General features: G+C 68.1%; 23 protein-coding genes and 1 tRNA gene. 10 read left to right on the top strand and 14 right to left on the bottom strand.

The features are described from left to right. Positions 1–9 precede the first annotated feature (9 nt). Positions 10–1,470: a DUF2252 domain-containing protein gene (locus ACFU8Q_RS00305; protein WP_384446154.1), complete on the bottom strand. Its 1,461-nt coding sequence runs from the start codon at positions 1,468–1,470 to the stop codon at positions 10–12. A gap of 162 nt (positions 1,471–1,632) precedes the next feature. Continuing rightward, a complete protein-coding gene (locus tag ACFU8Q_RS00300; RefSeq protein ID WP_384446153.1) occupies positions 1,633–2,772 on the bottom strand; it encodes a hypothetical protein in 1,140 nt (379 codons plus the stop codon). A gap of 89 nt (positions 2,773–2,861) precedes the next feature. Between ACFU8Q_RS00300 and ACFU8Q_RS00295 the strand changes: the two genes are divergently transcribed. Further along, positions 2,862–3,326 carry a MarR family winged helix-turn-helix transcriptional regulator gene (locus ACFU8Q_RS00295; RefSeq protein WP_384446151.1) on the top strand — a complete coding sequence of 155 codons (465 nt, stop codon included), beginning with the start codon at positions 2,862–2,864 and terminating at the stop codon, positions 3,324–3,326. A 191-nt stretch (positions 3,327–3,517) separates the two neighbouring features. Here ACFU8Q_RS00295 and ACFU8Q_RS00290 read toward each other — a convergent pair whose 3' ends face one another. The 3 genes from ACFU8Q_RS00290 to ACFU8Q_RS00280 form a co-directional block, all read right to left on the bottom strand. After that, entirely contained in the window at positions 3,518–4,177 is a 660-nt protein-coding gene (locus ACFU8Q_RS00290) for a response regulator (RefSeq protein ID WP_384446149.1), read from the bottom strand. 28 nt (positions 4,178–4,205) lie between these two features. Then, positions 4,206–5,927: a sensor histidine kinase gene (locus ACFU8Q_RS00285; protein WP_384446147.1), complete on the bottom strand. Its 1,722-nt coding sequence runs from the start codon at positions 5,925–5,927 to the stop codon at positions 4,206–4,208. Between the two features lie 261 nt (positions 5,928–6,188). Beyond that, a tRNA-Leu gene (locus ACFU8Q_RS00280) sits at positions 6,189–6,271 on the bottom strand. Positions 6,272–6,586: 315 nt separating this feature from the next. Between ACFU8Q_RS00280 and ACFU8Q_RS00275 the strand changes: the two genes are divergently transcribed. The 7 genes from ACFU8Q_RS00275 (at position 6,587) to ACFU8Q_RS00245 (ending at position 15,933) form a co-directional block, all read left to right on the top strand. After that, complete coding sequence (locus tag ACFU8Q_RS00275; RefSeq protein ID WP_384446145.1) at positions 6,587–7,459, top strand: FhaA domain-containing protein; 873 nt, start codon at positions 6,587–6,589, stop codon at positions 7,457–7,459. A gap of 10 nt (positions 7,460–7,469) precedes the next feature. Then, the gene (locus ACFU8Q_RS00270; RefSeq protein ID WP_384446143.1) at positions 7,470–7,985 is read left to right on the top strand and encodes an FHA domain-containing protein; all 516 of its coding nucleotides are present in this window, start codon (positions 7,470–7,472) and stop codon (positions 7,983–7,985) included. A 129-nt stretch (positions 7,986–8,114) separates the two neighbouring features. Further along, entirely contained in the window at positions 8,115–9,611 is a 1,497-nt protein-coding gene (locus tag ACFU8Q_RS00265; RefSeq protein ID WP_384446142.1) for a Stp1/IreP family PP2C-type Ser/Thr phosphatase, read from the top strand. 22 nt (positions 9,612–9,633) lie between these two features. After that, positions 9,634–11,043 (top strand): FtsW/RodA/SpoVE family cell cycle protein, encoded by a 1,410-nt coding sequence (locus tag ACFU8Q_RS00260; protein ID WP_384446140.1) that lies wholly within the window; start codon positions 9,634–9,636, stop codon positions 11,041–11,043. After that, positions 11,040–12,497: a peptidoglycan D,D-transpeptidase FtsI family protein gene (locus ACFU8Q_RS00255; RefSeq protein ID WP_384446138.1), complete on the top strand. Its 1,458-nt coding sequence runs from the start codon at positions 11,040–11,042 to the stop codon at positions 12,495–12,497. The genes ACFU8Q_RS00260 and ACFU8Q_RS00255 overlap by 4 nt, the downstream gene beginning before the upstream one ends. Before the next feature lie 167 nt (positions 12,498–12,664). Then, positions 12,665–14,659, top strand: coding sequence for a Stk1 family PASTA domain-containing Ser/Thr kinase (gene pknB / locus ACFU8Q_RS00250; RefSeq protein WP_384446137.1), 1,995 nt, complete (start codon positions 12,665–12,667; stop codon positions 14,657–14,659). A gap of 206 nt (positions 14,660–14,865) precedes the next feature. After that, complete coding sequence (locus ACFU8Q_RS00245) at positions 14,866–15,933, top strand: restriction endonuclease (RefSeq protein WP_384446135.1); 1,068 nt, start codon at positions 14,866–14,868, stop codon at positions 15,931–15,933. A 76-nt stretch (positions 15,934–16,009) separates the two neighbouring features. Here ACFU8Q_RS00245 and ACFU8Q_RS00240 read toward each other — a convergent pair whose 3' ends face one another. From ACFU8Q_RS00240 to ACFU8Q_RS00215, 6 genes are read right to left on the bottom strand one after another with little or no spacing between them, the layout of a single operon-like run. Continuing rightward, the gene (locus ACFU8Q_RS00240; protein WP_384446133.1) at positions 16,010–16,738 is read right to left on the bottom strand and encodes a class E sortase; all 729 of its coding nucleotides are present in this window, start codon (positions 16,736–16,738) and stop codon (positions 16,010–16,012) included. 27 nt (positions 16,739–16,765) lie between these two features. Then, a complete protein-coding gene (locus ACFU8Q_RS00235; RefSeq protein ID WP_384446131.1) occupies positions 16,766–18,136 on the bottom strand; it encodes a class E sortase in 1,371 nt (456 codons plus the stop codon). Beyond that, entirely contained in the window at positions 18,133–18,771 is a 639-nt protein-coding gene (locus tag ACFU8Q_RS00230) for an aminodeoxychorismate/anthranilate synthase component II (protein WP_384446129.1), read from the bottom strand. The genes ACFU8Q_RS00235 and ACFU8Q_RS00230 overlap by 4 nt, the downstream gene beginning before the upstream one ends. Next, complete coding sequence (locus ACFU8Q_RS00225; protein WP_266747294.1) at positions 18,768–18,950, bottom strand: hypothetical protein; 183 nt, start codon at positions 18,948–18,950, stop codon at positions 18,768–18,770. The genes ACFU8Q_RS00230 and ACFU8Q_RS00225 overlap by 4 nt, the downstream gene beginning before the upstream one ends. A 56-nt stretch (positions 18,951–19,006) precedes the next feature. Beyond that, positions 19,007–19,705, bottom strand: coding sequence for a class E sortase (locus ACFU8Q_RS00220; RefSeq protein WP_384446127.1), 699 nt, complete (start codon positions 19,703–19,705; stop codon positions 19,007–19,009). 26 nt (positions 19,706–19,731) lie between these two features. Further along, positions 19,732–20,499 (bottom strand): DUF881 domain-containing protein, encoded by a 768-nt coding sequence (locus ACFU8Q_RS00215; RefSeq protein ID WP_384446125.1) that lies wholly within the window; start codon positions 20,497–20,499, stop codon positions 19,732–19,734. Positions 20,500–20,639: 140 nt separating this feature from the next. On the opposite strand from ACFU8Q_RS00215, the gene crgA reads away from it, so the two are divergent. Then, entirely contained in the window at positions 20,640–20,894 is a 255-nt protein-coding gene (gene crgA / locus ACFU8Q_RS00210; protein WP_384446123.1) for a cell division protein CrgA, read from the top strand. 326 nt (positions 20,895–21,220) lie between these two features. Here crgA and ACFU8Q_RS00205 read toward each other — a convergent pair whose 3' ends face one another. Beyond that, complete coding sequence (locus ACFU8Q_RS00205; RefSeq protein ID WP_384446121.1) at positions 21,221–22,120, bottom strand: rhomboid family intramembrane serine protease; 900 nt, start codon at positions 22,118–22,120, stop codon at positions 21,221–21,223. 154 nt (positions 22,121–22,274) lie between these two features. After that, the gene (locus ACFU8Q_RS00200) at positions 22,275–22,802 is read right to left on the bottom strand and encodes a peptidylprolyl isomerase (protein WP_384446119.1); all 528 of its coding nucleotides are present in this window, start codon (positions 22,800–22,802) and stop codon (positions 22,275–22,277) included. A gap of 457 nt (positions 22,803–23,259) precedes the next feature. On the opposite strand from ACFU8Q_RS00200, the gene ACFU8Q_RS00195 reads away from it, so the two are divergent. Further along, positions 23,260–23,979 (top strand): DUF5324 family protein, encoded by a 720-nt coding sequence (locus ACFU8Q_RS00195; RefSeq protein WP_384446233.1) that lies wholly within the window; start codon positions 23,260–23,262, stop codon positions 23,977–23,979. A gap of 148 nt (positions 23,980–24,127) precedes the next feature. Here the strand turns inward: ACFU8Q_RS00195 and ACFU8Q_RS00190 are convergent, their stop codons facing one another. Continuing rightward, on the bottom strand, positions 24,128–24,901 hold the full coding sequence (locus ACFU8Q_RS00190; protein ID WP_384446117.1) for an IclR family transcriptional regulator: 774 nt from the start codon (positions 24,899–24,901) through the stop codon (positions 24,128–24,130). Positions 24,902–25,026: the final 125 nt, after the last annotated feature.

Here is a 25,026-nt window from a genome sequence, read left to right as displayed (position 1 = left end):
CAATGCCCCTCACACGCCCGGTTCGGCGGCTATTCGCCCCGATCCGATGGCCCGTACCAGCTCCGCGTGGTCCGCCTCCGTACGGTCCGCGTACGTCACCGAGAACGCCGCCACCGCCTCGTCAAGCTCTTCGTTCTTGCCGCAGTAACCCGCGATCAGTCGCGGATCGGCGCTGTGCGCATGGGCCCGCGCCAGCAGCGCACCGGTCATCCGGCCATAATCGTCGACCTGGTCGGCTGCCAGGGCCGCCGGGTCCACGCTGCCCTTGCGGTTCCGGAACTGCCGCACCTGGAAGGGACGCCCCTCCACGGTGGCCCACCCCAGCAGGATGTCGCTGACGACCTGCATCCGCTTCTGCCCGAGCACCACCCGGCGTCCCTCGTGCGCCACCTCCGGCACATCGAACCCGGCAGCCGGCAGATACGGCGCCAGCACAGAGGGCCGCGCCTCCTTCACCTGCAGCACCAAGGGCTCGCCACGGTGATCGAGCAGGAGCACCACGTACGACCGGGTGCCGACGCTCCCCGTGCCCACCACCCGGAACGCCACGTCGTGGATCGCGTACCTGGCGAGGAGCGGCACCCGGTCCTCCGCGATCGTGCCCAGATAGTCGCCGAGTCCCGCCGCCACCGCCGCGGCCTCGTCGTCCGGTACCCGCCGCAGTACCGGCGGCGCGTCGATGAAGCGACGGCCGCCGTCCCCGGAATCCTCGGTGGACTTGGCCGCGAAACGGGCGCTGGTGTTATTACGGGCCTTTTCCGAGACCCGCTCCAGGGTGCCGAGCAGATCCCGCGCATCTGTGTGCGAGACCAATTCCTCGTCCGCGATGGCATTCCAGGCATCGAGCGCGGGCATCTTGGCCAGCAGCCGCATCGTCCGCCGGTAGGCGCCCACCGTGTCGTATGCACCCTGGCGGCAGGTGTCCTCGTTGGCCCCTGCCTCGCGCCCGGCGAGCACCAGCGACGTGGCGAGGCGCTTGAGGTCCCATTCCCAGGGGCCGAACACGGTCTCGTCGAAATCGTTCAGATCGATAACCAGGCTGCCGCGCGCATCGCCGTACAGCCCGAAATTGGCCGCGTGCGCATCGCCACAGAGCTGAGCGCCCACCCCGCTTACGGGCGTGCTCGCCAGGTCATGGGCCATCAGCCCGGCCGAGCCCCGCAGAAAGGCGAACGGTGTGGCCGCCATCCGCCCCACCCGTATAGGGGTGAGCCCGGGCACCCGGCCGCGGCTCGAATCCTCGACCGCCTGTACGGCATCGGGCCGCCCGGCCGGAAGGTTCAGAGAGGAGTGAGAGGCCCTGGACACCCTCTCCCGCAAGGCCTTGCCCACGCCCCTGGGCGACTGCGGCGCGCTCCTGCCCGCCGCGGCCACCCCATCCGCCCGGCGAGCGAATCCGGGCACGACCGGAATGCGCGGATTCTCTTGCACAGCCCGCTGAACCGGCACTGTCGCTTCGATTTCGCCCATGGCGCACGGCCTCCCCCACCCTCGCCCTGCGCTCCTGGCCCGACGCCCTGTCGCAGATCAATTGCGACGAAGGTACCGCCGTCCGCCGAAAGCCGTCTGCCCCTGTGGAAAACCCACGTTCCGGCCTGCCGACAACACCCCGTGGGCACCGCTCTGTCCTGGTCAGACGCCGACGGCCTCTTCCAGCTCCTCTTCCAGCTCTTCCTCGTGGTCCGCCTCGGTCCGGGCTTCGGCCCTGACGTGCCGCCCCCGTCCCCGTGCAGACCCGGCCTCGACCGTTCCGTCGGCCACCCCTGCCGGATCGGCCTCCACCGCGGCCTTCCGCCGCCTCTCGGCCAGCCCTGCCGCGCCCATCACCGCCAGACCCACCACGAACCAGAGCGCGAGCACCAACACATTCCGGCCGAGCGCATGTCCGCCGAAGTACACATGGCTGCGTACGCCCTCGACGAAGCCCGCACCGTTCCAGAAGGAATGCAGCGCACCGAAGAAGCCGGGCTGCAGCTCCGGCCGGAAGATGCCGCCGGAGCTGGTGAAGTTGAGCATCACGAAGAGCACCATCACGCCGAGCGTCGTCCACCGCTTGAGGAAGGTGTGCAGCCCGACGCCGATCAGCAGAATGCCCGCCGAGTAGAGCCAGGCCATCGCCCAGAGACCGCCGAGCCCGTGGTCGACGAGACCGAACATTGGACCGGCGAAGACCGCTCCGATCAGGCTCACCACCAGGGATGCGGCAATCGTCAGTGCGGCTCTGATCCGCAGCGAAAGCACCGCGCCCGCGCCGCCGATCACCGCGACCGAGGCGTAGGAGCCGATGCTCACCGCGACCAGCAGGAAGAAGATGCCCTGGCCGGTCGGATCGCCGTCCGCGGTCGGTGCCGTGTCCGTCACCTTCAGCGGATGACCGTGCTCGGCGGCGACCTTGGTGAAGATCTTCTCGACCACCGTGGCGCTGGTGTCGGACGCCGCGCCGGCCACCAGCAGCTCGGGGTGCTTCCCCGGTAGGTAGGCACCGTAACTCGCCTGCGTCTTCAGGTGGTCCACCGCCGCTGCACGATCGGGGACCGTGTGCACACTCAGCGCCCCGTCGCCCTTGTCCTGCAGCGTCTGCGCGAGCACCTGCGCGCTCGGCCCCGACCCGACCACGTCCACCTTCAGGTCGTGCGGCTCAGGGGCGTGAAACGCCCCGAGGTAGGCGAGCCCCATGCCGATGCACATCAGCAGCGGCGTGACGAGATGGCTCAGCACATGACGCAGAGCCGCTGCGGTGGAGTCGGCGGCGGCACTCGGGCCTGAGGACATTCGGACACTCCAATAGTTGGCTTTTACAACCCATAACCCGTTGTACTATACAACTGGATCCCGAGGAAGACGAGACGGAAGGCGAACCAGTGCCAGGCGACCCCGGAGAACGCGAAGAATCGCTGAATGTCATCCAGCGCGAACTGACCGCCTTCGCGCGTCGCGCGCGGGCCGCGGCAGCCCGCCTCCATCCGGAACTGCCCCTGGTCTCGTACACGCTGCTGGCGCACATCGACGGCCAGCACGGCTGCCGGGCAACGGATCTTGCCGCGCACTACATGCTGGACAAATCGACCGTCAGTCGACAGGTCGGCACTCTGGAAAAGCTGGGCCTGGTCGAGCGCCACCCGGACCCTGACGACCATCGCATCCAGGTACTGCAACCCACCGAGGCAGGAACCCGGGCACTCGCCTCGACACAGGCCAGCCGCCACGCCGCGTACCAGCAGCGTCTCGCCGACTGGACAGCGGACGACCTCGCCAGGTTCGCGGAGTACCTACTGCGCTACAACTCGGCAGGCGACACGGGCGCAACCACCCCGCAGACCCCCTGACCTGCACCCCACGGTCCCCCTCCGACCTGCCAAATCAGCCGTCGGACCACGATCACCGGACAACACCCGGGGGTCGAGTATCCCGCCTGCCCGGACGCTCCTTCTCGTACGTACGAGAACGCCCACAATCGGGTGTTTCACGTGAAACACAGCCCAATCATCCCGACCTCACCCCGCACCCCGCGGCCCTTCTACAAGCCCGCATCCCTCGCCAACAACGCAGCCTGCACCCGGTTCTCGCAACCCAGCTTCGCCAGGATCCGGCTCACGTACGTCTTCACCGTCGCCTCGCTCATGTGCAACCGCCTGCCCGCGTCCGCATTGGAGAGCCCCTCCCCGAGCAGCGCCAGCACCTCACGTTCCCGCCCGCTGAGCGCCGCCACCCGCTGCCGCGCCTCCTCGCCCCGCACCGCCGTCCGGCCCAGAGTCAGCCGATCCACCACATGCCGGGTGGCACGGGGTGAGAGATAGGCATCGCCGGCCGCCGCTGCCCGCACCGCCTGGATCAGTTCGGCCGGAGCGGTGTCCTTGAGCAGGAAACCGGCACCCCCCTGCTCCAGCGCCCGCAGCACGTTCTCCCGCTCACCGAACGTCGTGAGCACAATCACATGTGCCGCCGGAACCGCCGTGCGCAGCTCCGTCAACGCCGTGAGCCCGTCCATCACCGGCATCTGAATGTCGAGCAGCACCACATCCGCGGCATGGGCACGGACCAGCTCTACGGCCTCCCGCCCGTTCGCAGCCTCCGCGACGACCTCGATGGAACGGTCCGAGGTGAGGATCATCCGTATCCCGGCCCGGATGAGAGGCTCGTCGTCAGCGATGACAACCCTGATCGGCCGACCCGTCACTCGTACCCCCGCGCTCGTCCTGGGCGCCTCATCTGCCGGCGACCTCGTAGGACTTCTTCTCGATCAGCTTGCCGTCCTGGAAGCAGAACCGGAACACCGGCTCGGTATCGAGGCTGTCGCCCAGCTCGGAGGACATCAGGACCAGACACCTCGCCCCGGCCGGTTTCCTGGGTCCCTCACCGTCCAGTCCGGTCGTCATGAATGTATCCCCGGCGGGCAGTTGCTCCCGTACCTTGTCCTCCGCCGTGCCGATCTCGATCGACCGGTACTGACTCGGATCGATCATCGCCTTGTCCGCCTCCGCCGCCAAGAAGTACAGGCCGAAGCCGCCGGCCAGCATCAACAGCACCAGGGCTCCGGCTCCTATCCCGCAGCCCAGCGCGACCCCGCTGCCCCTACCTCTTCTGCTGCCGCTCATCGCCAACTCCCGCTCAGAAACCGTCCAGTCCATGACGGGATCAGCGTTCCCCCGCTGGGCCATCCGGGACTGCTGCCGGAAGTCGTCCTCCGCATCGACCATCGGCGCGCCCGCCGCACCGCCGGGCACACCCTCGGCGCCGTAGGGAAGCACCCCGGCCACCCGGAAGCCGCCGTCCTGGGTCCGGCCGGCGTGCACCATGCCGCCGACCAGCCGGGCCCGCTCATGCAGACCGGGCAGCCCCTGCCCGCCGCTGACGACCTCACCCGCAGGCTGCGCATGCCGCTGTGGACCATTGACGATCTCGACGACGAAGGAATCCGGCTCGTAGCGCAGCTCGACCGTGATCACCGCACCTGGCGCATGCTTGTACGCGTTGGTCAGTGCTTCCTGGACGACGCGGTACGCCGCATGGTCCGAGGCCGCAGCGAGCGCCCGGATCCTTCCCGTACGGCGAAGCTCCACGGCGCTTCCGGCAGCCCGCGCCGCCGCCGTCAGCTCCTCGATGCCGGCGGTCCCCCGCGCCGCCGGCTGTCCGCCCTCACCGCCCCGCGCCGGTCCCTCGACACCGTCCCGGAGGATGCCGACGACCTCGCGCAGCTCGTGCATCGCGTGGACCGAGGCATCTCGCAGCACCCCGACCACTTCTCGCTGCCGTGCCGTCAGCTCCCGGTCGACCTCCAGCGCTCCCGTATGGACAGAGATGAGCGCCAGTCGGTGACCGAGGCTGTCGTGCATGTCCTGGGCGATCCGCTGGCGTTCCATGAGCCGCGCCTGCCCCACGATCATGGCCCGCTCCCGGACGAGCTGCGCATTGCGCTCCTGCAGCGCGTGCAACAGGGTCCGGCGCTGTGTCCAGTACCGGCTGGCAAGGCCCGGCACGAGTGTCGTCGCCAGGAAGTAGAGAGTGGTGAACAGCACCTGGGTCAGTGGACGCATCACCGACCAGTTCACCGCGACGGTCAGTCCCACATAGAGCGCGTACGAGGCGGTGAAGGCCCCCAGAGCCCGCCCCGCCCCGGCGATCCGGCGCCCGGAACTCCACGCCACCGCCATAAGCAGCAGTGCGAATCCGCTGGAGAGCCCGGCCAGGGCGGCCGTCACCACCAGCACGGTCACCGGTATCCGGCGCCTCATCAAGGACAGCACCACGACGGCGGCCGACACCGTCCACAACCGCGGCTCTCCGCTGCGCAGTAGTTCTTCCGTCCCGGCCGCCAGTAGCCCGAGCACCACGGCCAGGACGGCCTCTCCGGCCGTCCTGCGCCGGGACCACAGCTCCGGCGCCGCACACCACTGCCATCCGGCCCGGAGCTTCGATATCGCGTACACGCCCCGCACCCTAGGCAGCCCCGCACACCCGCGACGCCTCACTTTCGTCGCACCCGCTCACGACGAAAGCAGCCACACCCCGGTCGCAGCCCATCGGCCACAGAGACAGCGAGCACGCGAAACGCGACAGACGCAACCAGGGCAGACATAACAGGCACGAAGAGCGCCAGTGGGAACCGACGAGTACCCATGGGAACTGACGAACACCGGCGGGAACGAAGAAGCCCCACAGACCGTTTGGCCTGTGGGGCTTCTCTCTTGTGCGCGAGGGGGGATTTGAACCCCCACGTCCCTAAGGACACTGGCACCTGAAGCCAGCGCGTCTGCCGTTCCGCCACTCGCGCAAGAATGGTGTTTCCAGACTCTCTCACTGTTTGGTGCGAGCGCCTGGCGACATCCGGAAGATTAGCACGCTGGACAGGGTGGATTCACATCCGTTGTTTCACCGAACGCCTGGCGGGAAACGGGAACGCCCACCGGCCGCCCCCACTCCTCCTCAGTGCACCCCTCGTGCGGGACACTGTGAGGAGGCCGCCTCTACGATCCGTGTGAGAGGTGACACTCATCCACAGGGCAGACAAGGGGAACCAGCCGATTTCCCGACGCGTGGATACGATCAGTAAGCAGTACAGGGACGACTACAACGGAGGAGGTGCCCCATGGGAGTCATGAAGCGTTTCGAGCAGCGTCTCGAAGGTCTGGTCAATGGCACCTTCGCCAAGGTCTTCAAGTCCGAGGTCCAGCCGGTCGAGATCGCGGGAGCCCTCCAGCGCGAGTGCGACAACAACGCAACGATCTGGAACCGTGAGCGGACCGTCGTCCCCAACGACTTCATCGTCGAGCTCAGCACCCCCGACTACGAGCGACTCAGCCCGTACTCGGGACAGTTGGGCGACGAACTCTCCGGCCTGGTCCGCGACTACGCCAAGCAGCAGCGGTACGCCTTCATGGGCCCCATCAAGGTCCATCTGGAGAAGGCCGACGACCTGGACACCGGGCTCTACCGGGTACGCAGCCGCACCCTGGCGTCGAGTTCGTCACAGCAGCAGGACTCCCAGGGCCGGCCGGGACAGCACGGCCAGCCCCCCTACCCGGGCCCGGGGCGTCCCGCGCAGCCCACCGGCGGTTACGGTTATCCGCCCAGCTCCGCCCCACCCATGCCCGCGGCGCCGCCGCCGGGCGCAGGCAGGCCCGGAGCGCCCAGTACCGACCGGCACCCGCCGGCCGCACCCAGCCCCCTGCCGAACGCGCAGGTGCGGCGCTGGATCGAGATCAACGGCACCCGCCATCAGATCTCCCGCCCGACGCTGGTGCTGGGACGCAGCACCGACGCCGACGTGCGGATCGACGACCCCGGCGTATCGCGTCGGCACTGTGAGATCCGGACCGGAACGCCCTCGACGATCCAGGATCTCGGGTCCACCAACGGCATCGTGGTGGACGGGCAGCACACAACCCGCGCTACGCTCCGCGACGGCTCGCGGATCGTCGTGGGCAGCACCACCATCGTTTACCGGCAAGCCGAAGGGTGAAGCGGGGGCAATGTCAGAGCTGACCCTGACGGTCATGCGGCTAGGATTCCTGGCTGTTCTGTGGCTGTTCGTAATCGTGGCCGTCCAGGTCATTCGCAGTGACCTGTTCGGAACGCGCGTCACGCAGCGCGGCTCACGCCGCACCGCAAGCGACGCACGACCGCCACAGGCACGCCAGAATGCCGCGGCACCGCCGCAGCAACGCCAGCAGCCCGGCCGCCAGCGCCGGGGGGCACCCACAAAGCTGGTCGTCTCCGAGGGCACCCTCACCGGCACCACGGTGGCGCTCCAGGGACAGACCATCACGCTGGGCCGGGCCCATGACTCAACGATCGTGCTGGACGACGACTACGCGTCCAGCAGGCATGCCAGGATCTACCCCGACCGTGACGGCCAGTGGATCGTCGAGGATCTCGGGTCCACCAACGGCACGTATCTCGACCGGACCCGACTCACCACCCCGACGCCTGTTCCGCTGGGCGCGCCGATCCGGATCGGCAAGACCGTCATCGAGCTGCGGAAGTAGTACGACAATGAGCGAGCGGAGCGAGCGAGCCGCGACGGCCCGGGCAACGGACCCGGCCCGGCTCCCGACCGGAGGGTGGGCAGTGTGGCTCGAGACCGGCTGTACCCCGAGCCGACGGGCGAGGTGCGCATGAGTCTTTCCCTGCGCTTCGCCGCCGGATCTCACAAGGGCATGATCCGGGAGGGCAACGAGGACTCCGGCTACGCCGGTCCGCGCCTTCTCGCCATCGCCGACGGCATGGGCGGCCAGGCGGCCGGTGAGGTCGCCAGCTCCGAGGTGATTTCCACGCTCGTCCAGCTCGACGACGACGTCCCGGGCTCGGACATCCTCACTTCGCTCGGTACGGCGGTCCAGCGGGCCAACGACCAGTTGCGCATGATGGTCGAGGAGGACCCCCAGCTGGAGGGCATGGGCACCACGCTCACCGCCCTGCTCTGGACCGGCCAGCGCCTCGGCCTCGTCCACGTCGGCGACTCCCGCGCGTACCTGCTGCGTGACGGCGTACTCACCCAGATCACCCAGGACCACACCTGGGTGCAGCGGCTGGTCGACGAGGGCCGGATCACCGAGGAAGAGGCCACCACCCACCCGCAGCGCGCTCTTTTGATGCGCGCGCTGGGCAGTGGCGACCACGTCGAACCCGATCTCTCCATCCGTGAGGTCCGGGCCGGCGACCGCTATCTGATCTGCTCCGACGGGCTCTCCGGCGTCGTCTCCCACCAGACGATGGAAGAGACCCTCGCCAGTTACCAGGGCCCCCAGGAGACCATCCAGGAGCTGATCCAGCTCGCTCTGCGCGGCGGCGGCCCGGACAACATCACCTGCATCGTCGCCGACGTCCTCGACGTCGACGGCAACGACACCCTGGCCGGACAGCTCAACGACACCCCGGTCATCGTCGGCGCGGTCGCCGAGAACCAGGCCGCCCAGCAGAACGACGGCGGCGCCATGCAGACCCCCGCCGGACGAGCGGCCGGCCTCGGCCGTCCCGTACCGCCGCCCGCGGGCGGCTTCGGCCCGCCCGGCAGCGGTGACGACGTCGGCTACGGCGGAATGCCGGACGGCTCCTTCGACGCGTACACCGACGACGACTTCGTCAAGCCCCGCGGCGGTCGCAGGTGGCTCAAGCGGTCCTTCTACATCGTGCTCGCGCTCGCCGTCGTCGGCGGCGGTCTCTACGGCGGCTACCGCTGGACCCAGAACCAGTTCTATGTCGGCGCGAAGAACGAACACGTCGCGCTGTTCCGCGGCATCAGCCAGGACCTGGCGTGGATCTCGCTCTCGAAGGTCGAGACGGACCACCCCGAGATCGAACTCAAGTACCTGCCGCCCTACCAGCGCAATAAGGTCGAGGCGACCATCGCCGAGGGCAACCTCACCGCCGCACGCGAGAAGATCGGCGAACTCTCCGTCCAGGCATCCGCCTGCAAGAAGGACGCCCAGCGGCGTGCCGCCGCGAAGGCCAGCTCCGACGAGGGCCAAGCCAGTGGCACGGACTCGGACGCCGCCAAGACGTCCGGCACCTCCGACGCCACCAAGACCAAGCCGACCGCAGCGACTCCCACTCCTGGTCCCAGCCTCTCGGAGGAAGAGAAAAAGCTGGTCCCGCAGTGCGGTAAGCAGTAAGCCGTAGGGAGCCTTCAGCACCATGAGCGTTGTCACCAACACGACCACGATCGGCGCGATCGACGCACCGAGCCGTCGCAACACCGAACTGATGATGATGGTCTTCGCCATCGCCATCTCGGTGTTCGCCTACGCCAACGTCGGACTCGCCATAGACGGCAGTCTCCCGTCCGGCATGTTCGGATACGGAGCGGGACTCATCCTGCTCGGAGGCGTCGCCCACCTCGTGGTGCGCAAGTTCGCGCCGTACGCGGACCCGCTGCTGCTCCCGCTCGCCACCCTGCTCAACGGCCTGGGGCTGGTGCTGATCTGGCGGCTGGACCAGTCAGAACGGCTGATCAGGCGTGCGGAAACCTACTACGGGGCGTACAGCCCCGACGCCCCCAAGCAGCTGCTGTACTCGGCGATCGGCGTCGCTTTCTTCGTAGCCGTGCTGATGATCCTCAAGGATCACCGCATCCTCCAGCGCTACACCTACATCTCGATGGCTGCAGCACTGGTCCTGCTGATTCTGCCGATGTTCTTCCCCGCGGTGAACGGCGCGAAGATCTGGATCAGCCTCGGTCCGTTCTCCATCCAGCCGGGAGAGTTCGCCAAGATCCTCATCGCGGTGTTCTTCTCGGGCTACCTCATGGTGAAGCGAGATGCGCTGGCGTTGGCCAGTCGCCGTTTCATGGGGCTGTACCTGCCACGCGGGCGTGACCTCGGACCGATCATCACGATCTGGGCCCTGTCGATCCTGATTCTGGTCTTCGAGACCGACCTCGGCACCTCGCTTCTGTTCTTCGGTCTGTTCGTCGTGATGCTGTACGTCGCCACTGAGCGGACCAGCTGGATCGTCTTCGGTCTGCTGATGTCGGCGGCCGGCGCAGTGGGTGTCGCGTCCTTCGAACATCACGTCCAGGAGCGGGTGAACGCCTGGCTGGACCCGTTCTCCAAGGCGACGATGGCGCAGAGCGACCAGATCGCGCAGTCCCTCATGTCCTTCGGTTCCGGCGGCACGCTCGGCACCGGACTGGGCCAGGGCCACTCGGACCTGATCCTGTTCGCCGCCAACGCCGACTTCATCCTCTCCACCGTCGGCGAGGAGCTGGGTCTGGCCGGAATGATGGCCGTCCTGCTGGTCTACGGCCTGATCATCGAGCGAGGCGTCCGCACGGCGCTGGCCGCGCGCGACCCCTTCGGCAAGCTGCTCGCCATCGGGCTGTCGGGAGCCTTCGCCATCCAGGTCTTCGTGGTCGCCGGCGGCGTCATGGGGCTCATCCCGCTCAGCGGTATGACCATGCCGTTCCTTGCGTACGGCGGTTCGTCCGTGCTGGCCAACTGGGCACTGATCGCCATTCTGATCCGGATCAGCGACACCGCCCGCCGCCCCGCCCCGGCACCCGCCCCGTCCTCGGACGCCGAGATGACCCAGGTGGTCCGACCGTGAACAAGCCTCTTCGCCGGATCGCGATCTTCTGCGGCGTCCTCATCCTCGCCCTGCTCGTACGGACCAACTACCTCCAGTACGTCCGTGCCGACGAGCTGAACAGCCGCGACGAGAACCGCCGCGTCCGCATCGAGCGTTACGCACACGAGCGCGGCAACATCATCGTCGACGGCGACCCGATCACAGGTTCCGTCGAGACCAAGGACGTCGACTTCAAGTACAAGCGGGTCTGGAAGAACGGCCCCATGTGGGCCCCCGTCACCGGCTACTCCTCACAGGCCTTCGGAGCGACACAGCTCGAAAACCTTGAGGACGGCATCCTCACCGGCAACGACGACCGGCTCTTCTTCGACCGGACACTGTCCATGTTCACCGGTGATAAGAAGCAGGGTGGCAACGTCGTCACCACCCTCAATGCCGCCGCCCAGAAGGCTGCCTTCCAGGGGCTCGGCGACAAGAAGGGCGCGGTAGCCGCGATCGACCCGCAGACCGGCGCCATCCTGGCACTCGTCAGCACCCCTTCGTACGACCCCTCTGTCTTCGCCGGCAATTTCGACAAGGACACAAAGGCACGAAAGAAGCTGCTGGACGACAAGGACAAGCCGATGCTCAACCGGGCATTGCGCGAGACCTACCCGCCGGGCTCGACGTTCAAGGTCGTCACCGCCGCGGCCGCGCTGGAGAACGGGCTGTACACCAGCATCGACGAGCCCACCAAGTCGCCGCTGCCCTACCGGCTCCCGCTGACCACCGGCAACCTGGACAACGAGGGCAACATCCCGTGTAAAAACGCCTCGCTCCGGGAGGCGCTGCGGTGGTCCTGCAATACCGTCTTCGGCAAGATCAGCGATGACCTCGGCAACCAGAAGATGATCGACGAGGCCAATAAATTCGGCTTCAACAAGGAGATCTTCACTCCGGTACGGGCCGACGCCAGCGTCTACCCCAAGGACAACCGGCCGCAGAACGCCATGGCCGGGATCGGCCAGGCGTCCAACCGCGCCACGCCACTGCAGATGGCGATGGTCGCCGCCGCGGTCGCCAACGACGGCAAGCTGATGCAGCCGTACATGGTCGCCGAGCGCCAGGCCTCCAACCTGGATCCGATCTACACCCACGAGAAGGAGCAGCTCAGCCAGCCCCTCTCGGGTGAGAACGCCCAGAAGCTCCAGCAGATGATGGAGACCGTCGTCGAGAACGGCACGGGGCAGCGGGCCAAGATCCAGGGCGTCACCGTCGGCGGCAAGACGGGTACGGCCCAGCACGGTCTCAACAACAGCGAGAAGCCGTACGCCTGGTTCATCTCGTACGCCAAGACCGACAGCGGCTCCCCGGTCGCCGTCGCCGTGGTCGTCGAGGACGGTCAGGCCAACCGTGACGACATCTCCGGTGGTGGTCTGGCCGCCCCGATCGCACAGGCTGTAATGAAGGCGGTCATCGACAGCAGGAGGTGATGCCCATCACATCGGGTGCCATATCTGCACATTGGGATACCGGTCAGATATCAGGTCCGGACACCGGGCCGATCAGGTAGTGCGCGGCCGGTAGCGTATGCGCGAGCAGCACACCGCCGGACCACACACCGGTGCGGTCGGGACTGACGGAGAGGGCTGGAACAGTTATGGAAGAGCCGCGTCGCCTCGGCGGCCGGTACGAGCTGGGCTCGGTGCTCGGCCGTGGTGGCATGGCCGAGGTCTACCTCGCACACGACACCCGGCTCGGCCGCACCGTAGCTGTGAAGACGCTGCGGGCCGATCTGGCCCGCGACCCGTCCTTCCAGGCCCGGTTCCGCCGTGAGGCCCAGTCCGCCGCCTCGCTCAACCACCCGGCGATCGTCGCGGTCTACGACACCGGTGAGGATTACGTCGACGGGGTCTCCATCCCGTACATCGTCATGGAGTACGTCGACGGGTCGACGCTCAGGGAACTTCTGCACTCCGGCCGCAAGCTGCTGCCCGAGCGCACCCTTGAGATGACCGTCGGCATCCTCCAGGCGCTGGAGTACTCGCACCGCGCGGGCATCGTCCACCGCGACATCAAGCCGGCGAACGTCATGCTGACGCGCACCGGCCAGGTCAAGGTCATGGACTTCGGCATCGCTCGCGCCATGGGCGACTCCGGCATGACGATGACTCAGACCTCGGCCGTCATCGGCACCGCCCAGTACCTCTCCCCGGAGCAGGCCAAGGGCGAGCAGGTCGACGCGCGCTCCGACCTGTACTCGACCGGCTGCCTGCTCTACGAGCTGCTGACGGTCCGGCCGCCGTTCATCGGGGACTCACCCGTCGCGGTCGCCTACCAGCACGTACGGGAAGAACCGCAGCCGCCGAGCAACTTCGACCCCGAGATCACGCCCCAGATGGACGCGATCGTGTTGAAGGCTCTGACCAAGGACCCCGACTACCGCTACCAGTCGGCCGACGAGATGCGCGCCGACATCGAGGCCTGCCTCGACGGCCGGCCGGTCGCCGCCACCGCGGCGATGGGCGCGCCCGGTTACGGCGGCTACGACGGATACGGCAACGACCAGCCGACCACCGCACTGCGTGCCGCGGACCAGAACGGCGCACCCACGTCCATGCTGCCACCGGTCAACCCGGACGACGGTGGCTACGGCTACGACGACCGACCGGACCGCAGGCGCCAGAAGAAGAGCAACATTTCGACGATCCTGCTGATCGTCGCGGGCGTCCTGGTGCTGATCGGCGCGATCCTGATCGGCCGGGAGGTTTTCAGCGACAACAACAACGACAGCGGCAAGGTCGATGTGCCGAACATGGTCGGTTTGACCGTGCAGCAGGCGGAGAAGCGCGCCGAGAACGCCGACGTCGTCCTCAAGGTCGGCTCGAACGAACCCTGCGAGGACCAGCCCAAGGGCAAGATCTGCAGCCAGAGGCCGCCCACCACGGACGGCAAGATGGCGAAGAAGGACACCGTCACGGTCGTCGTCTCCACCGGCGCGCCGAAGGTCGAGGTCCCGGACGTCACGGAGAAGTCCGAGGAGAACGCCCGCAAGTACCTTGAGGAGAAGGGCTTCACGGTGAACGTCACCACCGTCGAGTCCCAAAAGACCGCGGATACGGTCATCGAGCAGGACCCCAAGGGTGGCACAAAGGCCGAGAAGAACTCCGAGGTCACCATCACGGTCGCCAAGCAGGCCACCCAGAACGTGCCGCCTGTGACCGACCGGGACTACGACGCCGCAGTGGCTCAGCTCAAGGCCGTGGGTTTCGAGAACATCCTCCGGACCGACGAAGATTCGGAAAAGCCGGCCAACACGGTCATCAGCCAGACCCCGCCCCCGAACTCGAGGCAGCCGCTGACCGCCCAGATCGTTCTGACGGTCTCGAAGGGCCCGCAGCAGCCGGCGCAGGTCCCGGTTCCCGAAGTCAGGACCAGCAAGCTCTCCGAAGCCAAGCAGAAGTTGGCGGAGGCCGGCTTCACGAATATCCAGTTCGCGAACGGCAGCTCCCAGGACGACAACGCCATCGTCTCCGGCATCGACCCCCAGCCGGGCACCCCCGTGGATCCGAACGCTCCCATCACACTCACGACGGTGGGCGGCAACGGAAACGGCAACATCTTCGGCGGCCCGTCCGGCTCACGCCGGCACTGACCCCGAATCGTCCCGACTGCCAAAGGGCCCCGGCACCGCAACGGTGACCGGGGCCCTTTGCTGTGTCCTGCCACGATGCCTCCGGCCCGGCATACCGCACATGCAGCCGTAAACCGATCGTGTCTTCATATGTGCTGATTCGTTGATCAGGTGGGGCGGGGTATCGGACTCCGGCCGCACAGACGGCTAGACGAAGGGTCAAGAGCGTGATCAATGAGGTCGCCCTGGTGGAATCACAGGCGCTGCGTCAGAGCTTCACCGAACGCACAGAGGCACTCGACCGAATCAAAACGCTGTCCTTGCTACCGAACGGTGTGCACGTGACCACCGCCATGGTCGCCACCTACTTCGAGGTGGCGGAAACCGTCGTCAACAACCTCCTCAGCCGTCATCGAGAAGAGCTCGAATCGAACGGCCTGAGGGTGATCCGGGGCGCTGATCTGCAGAAATTTAAGAAACTCATCCTGAGTTCCTATCCGGAAAGTTATCCACAGCCCCGTTCGAGCATGGCCCTCTGGACCCGGCGGACCGTTCTGAACGTGGCCATGCTGCTCCGGGACAGCGAGGTCGCGCGTCGCGTACGTACGTATCTGCTCGACGTCGAACACTTCTCTCGGGCCCACCCCTTGATCGTGGACACCCCGCAGCGTGCCAATGACGTCGAATCACTCGACGCCCGCATCACGCGGCTCGGTGAGGAGAGCTTCACCCGCCTTCTCGGCACCACCGTCGTGCCCGTACTGAACGCGCTCATCGAGACCTCCGGCGAGCAGCGGCGGGAACTCATCGGCCTTCGCGAAAACGTCCAGCAGATCGAACGGAGGCTCGTACGGCACGACGCCCAGTTGCGTCGGCTTCAGCACGCGCAGGAGCAGCGTCCGCTCACCGGAGTCATGGCCTCGATCGACGCCATGAACTGGCGGGAGTTCGAGCAGCACATCGCCGGGCTGCTGCGCCGGGACGACTGCACCGGTATCGAGGTACACGGCGGGAGCGGCAACCGCGGGGCCGACATCACCGGGTACACCGCCGACGGACGCCGGCTGGTCGTCCAGTGCAAGAACTTCGCCCCGTACCGCTCGGTGTGGAGCGGCGAGATGCAGAAGTTCGTCGGCACCAGGACGCTGCACCGGGCGGACGTGGCCGTGTACGTGGCGACCTGCCCGTTCTCCCGCGAGGCGCTCGACATCGCGATGCAGGTCGGCGTCACAGCCGTCCATCGCGGCCTGCTGGAGGCCTGGAGCGCGGGCGCGAGGCTGCAGGTGCTCAAGTAGGCCCGCAGGCCAGGACAGCACAGGGCCCGAAGTCGCAAGGAATGGTTGCGACTTCGGGCCCTGTTCAGCATATCGGCTAACGCAGCTCTGCCGGCTTCGTGCGGTCCTTGTCCACCCTCTCCGTACGCACCAGCTCGCCCCACACGATGTAGCGGTACTTCGACGTGTAGACCGGTGTGCAGGTCGTCAGCGTGATGTAACGGCCGGGCTTCTTCGCGCCCGATCCCTTCGGCACCGCCTGCAGTACATCGACGTTGTACTTGGACGTCTCGGGAAGCTCCTTGAAGACCTTGTAGATGTACCAGGTGTCCCTGGTCTCGAAGACGACCGCGTCTCCCGTCTTCACCTTGTCGATGTTGTGGAACTTGGCACCGTGCCCGTCGCGGTGCGCCGCCAGGGTGAAGTTGCCCAACTTGTCCCAGGGGAGAGCCGACTTCACCGGGTCCGTGTAGTAACCCGCGATGCCGTCGTTGAGGTTCTCGGTGTCGGTGCCCTTCTTGACGAGCACCTCGCCGTTCTTCATCGACGGAACGTGCAGGAAGCCGATGCCGTCCTTGGTGTCCAGCGCACCCGGTCCGCCCGCCCAGCGGTCGCGGACGGTGTGGCCCTGCTTGGTGGCCTCGCGGTCGGCGAGCACGTTCGTCCACCAGAGGGAGTAGACGACGAAGAGTCCCAGCACCAGGCCTGCGGTGATCAGCAGTTCGCCGAAGAAACTGACCGCTGTCGCGACGGGGTGGCGTTCTCTGCGCCGCGGCGGGGGCGCGGACTCCCCGATTCGCTCTTCGTGCTCGGTCCTCGCTGTCACCGCACCCGTCCCTGTCGTGATGATGTTTCAGCCGACGAGCGCGTCGGGCTTGCCCTTGCTGCGCGGTCGTTCGTCGACCATCTTGCCCCAGACGATCAGACGGTACGTACTCGTGAATTCCGGCGTACAGGTCGTCAGAGTGATGTACCGGCCCGGCCCGGTGAACCCCGAACCGGGCGGCACCGGGCCGATCACCGAGACGTTGGACGGCGAAGTCTGTGGAAGGGTCCTCGTCGCCTCGTACGTGTAGTACGCGTCCCGCGTCTCGACCACGATCAGGTCGCCGGGGCGCAGCCTGTTGATGTAGCGGAACGGCTCGCCGTGCGTATTGCGGTGGCCCGCCAGCGCGAAGTTGCCCTTCTTCGCGGACGGCATCGCGGTACGCAGCGTGCCCTCGCTGTAGTGACCGACCATGCCCCGGTCGAGGACCTTCTCCTTGCTGATGCCCTCGGCGATCGGAGCGACCACATCCAGTTTGGGGATGTGGATGATGGCGAATCCCTGCCCCGCCTCGAACGCACCCGGGTTGCGGTCGCCCTTCGCCCAGTCGTCCTGGATCTTGTGCGTCTCCTTGCCGGCGTACTGGTCGGCACGCACATTCGTCCACCACAGCTGGTACGTGACGAACAGCAGCATCAGCACACCGAGCGAGATGAACAGCTCTCCGACGACCCGGCTGGCGACAACGGCCGGGCTGTCCTTGGCCGCGCGCGCCGCGCGCCGTGCCTCGACGCGCGACATCGGCTTGGCGGGCGCCGCGGATGCCGTGGCCGACGCCGTGGTCTCCGGCCGCGGTTCGGCACGTCGGCGGCCACGCCCCTTCGCGGCGCGTCGGCGCTCGGCACGGCCTCCGGTACGCGGTTCCGGATCGGCCTTCTCCGGGCCTGTATCCGGCTCCGAGCCCAGGTCCGGCTCCGGCACGGGAACCGGCTGCCGGGCCGTCAACGCCTGATCGGCCAGGTGGCGGGGGTCCGCAGTCCGCAGTCCGACCGTCTCGTCGTCCGGCGGGAGGGGAACGGGGGCGGGCACGGGCTGCGCCCGGGGTACCGGCGCGGGCGCCTGCTGCCCGTACCAGTCCCGTTCGAACCCCTCGGGGTCGTACCACTCCTGCGGCGTCTGCTCGGGCGTCTGCGCCCCTTGTGGCGCCTGTGAGTGTGCCAGTCCTTGCGTCTGCGCCAGGGACGGCTGATCCGGCGCCCGGTGCAGTCCCCGCCCCGGCTCCTCCGCCGGAATGCCGTCGGAACCGGACCACTGCGAGGCATGCTGCCCGGGCAGCGGATCGTTCAGCGGATCCGCCAGCTGGTCGACCGCCGCCTCGAACGCGCCTGCGGCCTCGTACGCTCCATGCTCGTACGGGCCGTCCTGTCCGGCGTCGTGTTCGGGACGGAGTGCGGTCACGCGGCGGCCTTGCCCACCACCGGCGCGAGCCCCGCCGACCTCGCGACGGCTCCTGTGTCGCCGCACTGCGCCAGCCAGTTGGCCAGCATCAGGTGGCCGTGCTCGGTCAGCACCGACTCCGGGTGGAACTGCACGCCCTCCACCGCCAGTTCCCGGTGGCGCAGCCCCATGATGATGCCGTCGGCGGTACGCGCCGTCACCTCCAGCTCCGCCGGGACCGTGTCGGGTTCGGCGGCGAGCGAGTGGTAGCGGGTCGCGGTGAAGGGGGACGGCAGTCCGGTGAAGACCCCGGTGCCCTCATGGGTCACCAGCGAGGTCTTGCCGTGCAGCAGCTCCGGGGCGCGGTCCACCACACCGCCGTACGCCACGGCCATCGACTGCATTCCGAGGCAGACCCCGAAGACCGGGACGCCCGTGGCCGCGCAGTGGCGGACCATCTCGACGCAGACGCCCGCCTGCTCGGGGGTGCCGGGGCCGGGCGACAGCAGGACCCCGTCGAAGCCGTCCTGGGCGTGTGCCGTGGTCACCTCGTCGTTGCGCAGCACTTCGCACTCGGCACCGAGCTGGTAGAGGTACTGGACGAGGTTGAAGACGAAGCTGTCGTAGTTGTCCACGACGAGGATGCGGGCGCTCACTGGCCGCCCCCCGTTCCGGTCGAGCCGTCCACCGTCACGTCGCCGAACGGAAGCAGCGGCTCCGCCCACGGGAAGACGTACTGGAAAAGCGCGTAGACGACAGCCAGCGCCAGCACGAGCGAGATGAGCGCACGCACCCATGCGTTGCCCGGCAGATGCCGCCAGATCCAGCCGTACATGCTGTCCCCTCCATTCGGTACGGGACCAGACTAAAGGGCCGGGGCACGAGCGTGGGTCAGCTGTGGAAAGCTGCGGGCCTGCCGTCGCTCACAGGCTGGGTCGCGTCGAGGTGCGCCCAGGCGATCAGCCGGTGGCTGCTGCCCCATTCGGGGTCGCAGGTGGTCAGCGTCAGGTAGCGGCCCGGCCCGTCGAAACCGGACCTGCGGGGTACGGGGTCGATGACCCCGATGTCGCTCGGCACCGTCCGGTAGGGCTTCTTGTCGATGCGGTACGTGAACCACGTCGTCCCGTCCGTCAGCAGCACCGCGTCGCCCGGGCGCAGCTTCGGGAAGTCCTTGAACGGGTCCCCGTACGTGCGGCGGTGTCCGGCCACCGCGAAGTTGCCCGTCGCGCCGAGGCGGGCGCTCCCGCTGTAGTGGCCGAGTCCCTTCTGCAAGGTCCTGACCTCGGTGTTCTCCAGGACGGGCCACTCCCACCCCTTGCCGAAGCGGGGGATGTACAGCATCGCGAACGGCTTGCCGTCCCGGTACGCCGCGGGGGCGGGCGGCGCCGACGGACCCGGGGAGGTGCCCGGAGCGGGGGCGGACACCGTGCCCCGCGCCCACTGGTTCTGCAGGGTGTCGATCTGTCCCTCGGTCGCGTCGGCGGCCTTCACGCCGGTCCAGAACAGCACGTACACCACAAAGAGCACGATCAGGGCGCCGACGGTGATGCAGAGTTCACTGAACGTCCTCACGATCAGTCGCACCGACACCGTGTCGGCCTCCCCACAGCTGCTCGCTACTTCACCGGCTCCGCATAGTGGAGATCCACTGTGCCCGAGTAGCCGGGAAGAGTCACCGCCTCGTGCTCGTCGACTTTCCAGCCGAGCCCGTACGCCTTCACATACAGCAGGTAGTTGCTGATCGCCGGGGAGTCGTCGAGTGCCCGCTTGAGCGCGGCCGGGTCACCCACTGCGGTGATCTTGTACGGCGGGGAGTAGACGCGGCCCTGGAGGATCAGGGTGTTGCCGACGCAGCGGACCGCGCTGGTGGAGATGAGCCGCTGGTCCATGACCTGGATGCCCCGGGCGCCGCCCTGCCAGAGGGCATTGACGACCGCCTGCAGGTCCTGTTGGTGAATGACCAGGTCGTTGGGTTGCGGGTCGGGGTAGCCGGGGTTCGCGGTGGCCCCCAGCGGTGCATCATTGAGCGTGACGGACACGGACCGGCCGGAGAGCTTTGTGGTGCCCGCGGCCCGCGTCAGCTCCTTGAGCCGGGCGTCCTCCGCCTCGGTGCTGCCGTGGTCGCGCCGTACAAGGGTGTCGATGTCCTCGCGCGCCGTGGCATTGGTCTCGTCCAGGTGGGCGTTCTTGCCGCTGCGCTGCTGGATGAGGTCGGAGAGCTTCAGCAGCGAGGAGTCGGTGCGGATGTTGGTGCCCTTGGCCGTGTTGGCGCTGGTGACGAAGATCAGTCCGGCGAGCGCGAAGACGGCGGCGGTGAGCACCCGGACCGGGTGCCGGAAGGCGCGCCGGACCGGCCCTCGGGAGGAGTCGGCAGAATTGCTCAACGTACCCTTATCTCCTTCGACGCCACGGAAGCACTACGCTAACGGACGCCCGGGGGAGGCAGCATCCCCCTCGCGCCCCGCCCCGGCGCAAGCCACAGTTCCCTGCGCGGTCACGCAGCGCATCGACAGGAGAGTTCCTCGTGCCGAAGTCACGTATCCGCAAGAAGGCCGACTTCACGCCCCCTCCGGCGAAGCAGGCAACCAACATAAAGCTGACCAGCCGCAGCTGGGTGGCGCCGGTGATGCTGGCGCTCTTCCTGATCGGTCTGGCCTGGATCGTCGTTTTCTATGTGACCGACGGCGATCTGCCGATCACGTCGCTGGGGAACTGGAACATCGTCGTGGGCTTCGGCTTCATCGCCGGCGGCTTCGGCGTCTCCACGCAGTGGAAGTAGGGCCGCAGGGCGGCTGATCCCACAGCGGAGCCCGGTTCCGCAACCCTTGCCCCGAGTTACCCACAGCGTTATCCACAGGCAGGGGAAAAGGTCAGACGATCTGTGGATAACTCCCTGGCCGTTGACGCCGATGTGACTGCAGCCTCCCTCATCGAGGGATGGCACGCCCCTTGTCCCTGCTGGAAAAACCCAGCTCAGCGACAAGGGGCACAGTTGTTCCCACAGAATGCACAAGATCCGGCACGCGCTGTGGACAAGTGACGCTGTGGACAGCCGGCCGAGCGAAGATCTACGGGAAACCGGGCCGGGTCCGTGGCGGCGTCGGCTCAGGTGAGCGCGGCCGTTCTGGCGACGACGATGGCGACCACGGCCACCAGGACCAGGGCGCAGGTGCCGTACTGCACCAGTGCGCGCCGCTCACGGGGGGCGTGCACCATGGCGATCGCGATCAGCGTGCCCGCGATCAGACCGCCGACATGTGCCTGCCAGGCGATCCCGCCCCAGGGGTTGAAGGTGATGACCAGGTTCACCGCGAGAAGCGCGAAGACCGGGCGCATGTCGTAGTTGAGCCGGCGCATGAGCACGGCGGTGGCGCCCAGCAGGCCGAAGATGGCCCCGGAGGCGCCGAGCGACGGCTGATTCGGTGCGGCGAGCCAGTAGGTGAGAGCACTGCCCGCCAGGCCGGAGAGCAGATAGAGCGCGAGGTAGCGGGCGCGGCCGAGCGCCGCCTCCAAGGGGCCGCCGAGCCACCACAGTCCCAGCATGTTGAATGCGATGTGCCACACCTCCTGGTGCAGGAACATCGACGTCACCAGCCGGTACCACTGGCCCTCCGCAACACCCTCCGGCGGGCCGCCGTAGTAGAGGTTGGCCCGGCCGAAGAGCGTCAGGTCCTGGAGCAGCGACCCCTTCACGTGCACCACGATGAACACGGCGACATTGAGAGCGAGCAGGATCTTGGTGATGAGCCGGGGGTCAGCCGTGACGGGGGCGCCGGCGACCGTGCGCGGCCGGGCGGCGCCCGGGCCGTGTCCCGTACCGGCTCCCTGGCGGACGCAGTCCGGGCACTGGAAGCCGACCGAGGCGTTGACCATGCACTCGGGGCAGATCGGGCGGTTGCAGCGGGTGCAGCGGATGTGCGTACCGCGACCGGGGTGGCGGTAGCAGTTCAGCGAGCCGTCCGTGGCGGCGGGCCGGTCCTGGTCTCCCGGCGGCTGCTGGTCCATCGGTCCCATGATTTCCCGGTCCCCTCGGTCCTCGTCGTGGCGGCAGCACGCACGACGCCGCCCTGCTCATCCGCTATGTAACAAGTACGGACGACCAGGGCGGTTGGTTCCCGAAAGGAGAATCAGAACGTGATCACGAGATGACCAGTAGTGATCATCGGTTCTCGATGACGACCGACTCGATCACGACGTCCTGCAGCGGGCGGTCTGTGCGCGCGTTGGTCTTGGTGGCCGCGATGGCGTCCACGACCTTCTGGCTGGCGGGGTCGACGACCTCGCCGAAGATGGTGTGCTTACCGGTCAGCCAGGCAGTCGGCGAAACCGTCACGAAGAACTGCGAGCCGTTGGTGCCCGGGCCGGCGTTGGCCATGGCCAGCAGGTACGGCTTGTTGAAGCCGAGGTCGGGGTGGAACTCGTCACCGAACTCGTACCCCGGGCCACCGGTGCCGTTGCCCAGCGGGTCGCCGCCCTGGATCATGAATCCGCTGATGACGCGGTGGAAGACGGTGCCGTCGTACAGCCGGTCCGTGGACTTCTTGCCGGTCTCGGGATGCGTCCACTCACGCTCGCCCCGGGCGAGCTCGACGAAGTTCTTGACCGTCTTGGGCGCGTGGTTCGGCAGAAGCCGGATCTCGATGTCGCCCTGATTGGTCTTCAAGGTGGCGTAAAGCTGCTCGGCCACGATCTGCCTTCCGTGAGTCTTCGGTGACGTCGGGTCCGCGAGGCGGGATGTCGGGTCCGCGGTGACGTTCCACCGATCCTCGCACGGACCTTCCGCTCCGGCGCCCGGCCGCCACCCCGAACGCTCTCCGCTCACCTTCTTGCCCGATAGGGCGCCCGCCGCGCCGAGGCCGTGTCCGCCCCCTTCGCCTGCGGCTTCCCCGAAGCCTCTTGCGTGCCGCTCCCCGCAGGAACAAATGCGGCCAAGTGCGTGACCAACCGGCGCGGGCTGTACCGAACCGTGGCATTGTCGTCGGCAAGCTCCCCTTGCACCGCATTGCCCGAAAATGTCAGCCATAACCCGGATGACCTGGATGACCCGGATGCCTGCCCCGCATGCCGTACAGGCCTTCGGCAGGCATGATCTCGAAATGGGTGGAAAGGCGGAGTACCTACCCGCCACCAAGGAGGAGGATCCCGTGACCCGCATCGACAGCGTGCGCGCCGCAACCGACTCGGCCAAGGACAGCGTGCAGCACGCCGCGGAAGTGGTGGCGCCCTACGCCGACTCGGCCAAGGACCAGGCCGCACATCTTGCGTACGAGGCCCGCACACGGCTCGCGCCGAAGGTGTCGAAGGCAGCCAAGCAGGCCCGCGTCCAATACGGCGCGCATCTCGCGCCACGTATCGAACTCGCCCGTGCCCATGTGCCCCCCAAGGTCGACGAGGTGGCCCAGCTCGCGGCGCTCCGCACCCGGCAGGTCGCGCGCAGCGCCGCGGACTACACCGTTCCGCGTGTCGAGCACGCGATGGCCGTCGCCCAGCCCGTGGCGGAGGAGGCCTCGGTCCGCAGCGCCGCCGCGCTGGCGGCACTGCGCGGACAGGTCACCGCGAAGGAGATCAGGCAGCTCGCCAGGAAGCACGAGCGGCGGGCGAAGACCGGCCGGTTCTTGAAGGGGTTCGCCGTGGCCGGCATCGTGGCGGGTGCCGTCTACGCCGCCTGGAGGTGGTGGGACAAGCAGGCCAACCCGGACTGGCTGGTCGAGCCGCCCGCTCCCACGGAGGTCTCCGACCGCGCACCGCTGACCTCGGTCGACGGCAGCGGTCCGTCTTCGCTCGACCCGGAGGCCGAAGCGGAGAGCAAGGGGACGGACGGTCCGGAGGGTGTGGACGGCACCGATCGCGACGACCGCCGCTGAGCAGTCCCCGCACGGCGGAGCGGGCGTCGGAAGCAGGCCTTGAGGTCTTCCGACGCCCGCTTCGCCGTCTGCGGGACGCGGGGGCGGAAGCGGAAGCGAGGGCGGCAGCGGACGGAAGCGGACGGCTCGCGAGGTCGGCCGCACGACGTCATCGGGGTGTTTTCGGGACGCCACCCACGCGGCGGGTCAGTTCGCGGGCGGTCTGCGCGACGTGCCCGGCGATCTCCTGGCGTTCGGCGGTATTCCCCGGCCGGCTCGGGAACGTGACGCACACGCCGGCGATCGGATGGGCGTGGTGATCGAACACGGGGGCCGCAATGGAGGACAGGCCGACGGTGATTTCGCCCTCCTCGGTGGCGTACTGCCGACGGCGCACCTCGGCCAGCAGGGCACGCAGCGCGGTCAACGAGGTGGGCCCCGCGTCGTTGCGCTGGACGAAGGTCGACCGGTCCGGAAAGAGCGCCCGTACCTGCGCGGCCGGCAGATGGGCCAGCACCGCGCGGCCGCTGGCGGTCAGCTGGGCCGGCAGCCGCACGCCCACCTCGCTGACCAATGGGGCGCGGCCGGGGGCCCGTTCCTCGATGACGTAGATGACCTCGCGGCCGTGCAGCACCGCGAGGTTGGCGTTGTGCCCGGTGCGGTCCACGAGCCTGGCCAGCGGCACTCGGGCCAGCCGCTGGAAGGGCTCCTGGCGCGCGTACCCGGAGGCGAGCTCGAAGGCGCTGACGCCGAGACCGTAGCGTCGCTCCTCGGGCAGGTGGGAGACGAAGCCGTCGGCGGCCAGGGTGTCCAGCAGGTGGTAGGTCGTCGAGCGGGGCAGCCCGACGTCGCGGCTGATGGCCGCCGCGGGCACCGGGGCGGCCTGGGTCGCCAGATAGCGCAGCACGGCCAGGACCTGCGCGGCAGCCGGGACGATGCTCATGCTCCGACGATAGACCCGGCGTCGCGTGGACCAGGTGTCTGGGATCCCAGACAAGGAGGCAGCAGGTGTCTGGGATCCCAGACACAACCTTCGGGCAGCCCGTCGCGGTACGGCCCCGCAACCGG

The organism is Streptomyces sp. NPDC057543, assembly GCF_042801895.1.
Taxonomy (GTDB): domain Bacteria; phylum Actinomycetota; class Actinomycetes; order Streptomycetales; family Streptomycetaceae; genus Streptomyces.
This window is presented reverse-complemented; position numbering and strand designations above follow the sequence as displayed.

Bases quoted from the DNA above. Each gene is read 5' to 3' on its own strand.
- ACFU8Q_RS00305 (WP_384446154.1), bottom strand. From the start codon at position 1,470: ATGGGCGAAATCGAAGCGACAGTGCCGGTTCAGCGGGCTGTGCAAGAG.
- ACFU8Q_RS00300 (WP_384446153.1), bottom strand. From the start codon at position 2,772: ATGTCCTCAGGCCCGAGTGCCGCCGCCGACTCCACCGCAGCGGCTCTG.
- ACFU8Q_RS00275 (WP_384446145.1), top strand. From the start codon at position 6,587: ATGGGAGTCATGAAGCGTTTCGAGCAGCGTCTCGAAGGTCTGGTCAAT.
- ACFU8Q_RS00270 (WP_384446143.1), top strand. From the start codon at position 7,470: ATGTCAGAGCTGACCCTGACGGTCATGCGGCTAGGATTCCTGGCTGTT.
- ACFU8Q_RS00265 (WP_384446142.1), top strand. From the start codon at position 8,115: ATGAGTCTTTCCCTGCGCTTCGCCGCCGGATCTCACAAGGGCATGATC.
- ACFU8Q_RS00260 (WP_384446140.1), top strand. From the start codon at position 9,634: ATGAGCGTTGTCACCAACACGACCACGATCGGCGCGATCGACGCACCG.
- pknB (WP_384446137.1), top strand. From the start codon at position 12,665: ATGGAAGAGCCGCGTCGCCTCGGCGGCCGGTACGAGCTGGGCTCGGTG.
- ACFU8Q_RS00225 (WP_266747294.1), bottom strand. From the start codon at position 18,950: ATGTACGGCTGGATCTGGCGGCATCTGCCGGGCAACGCATGGGTGCGT.
- ACFU8Q_RS00205 (WP_384446121.1), bottom strand. From the start codon at position 22,120: ATGGACCAGCAGCCGCCGGGAGACCAGGACCGGCCCGCCGCCACGGAC.
- ACFU8Q_RS00190 (WP_384446117.1), bottom strand. From the start codon at position 24,901: ATGAGCATCGTCCCGGCTGCCGCGCAGGTCCTGGCCGTGCTGCGCTAT.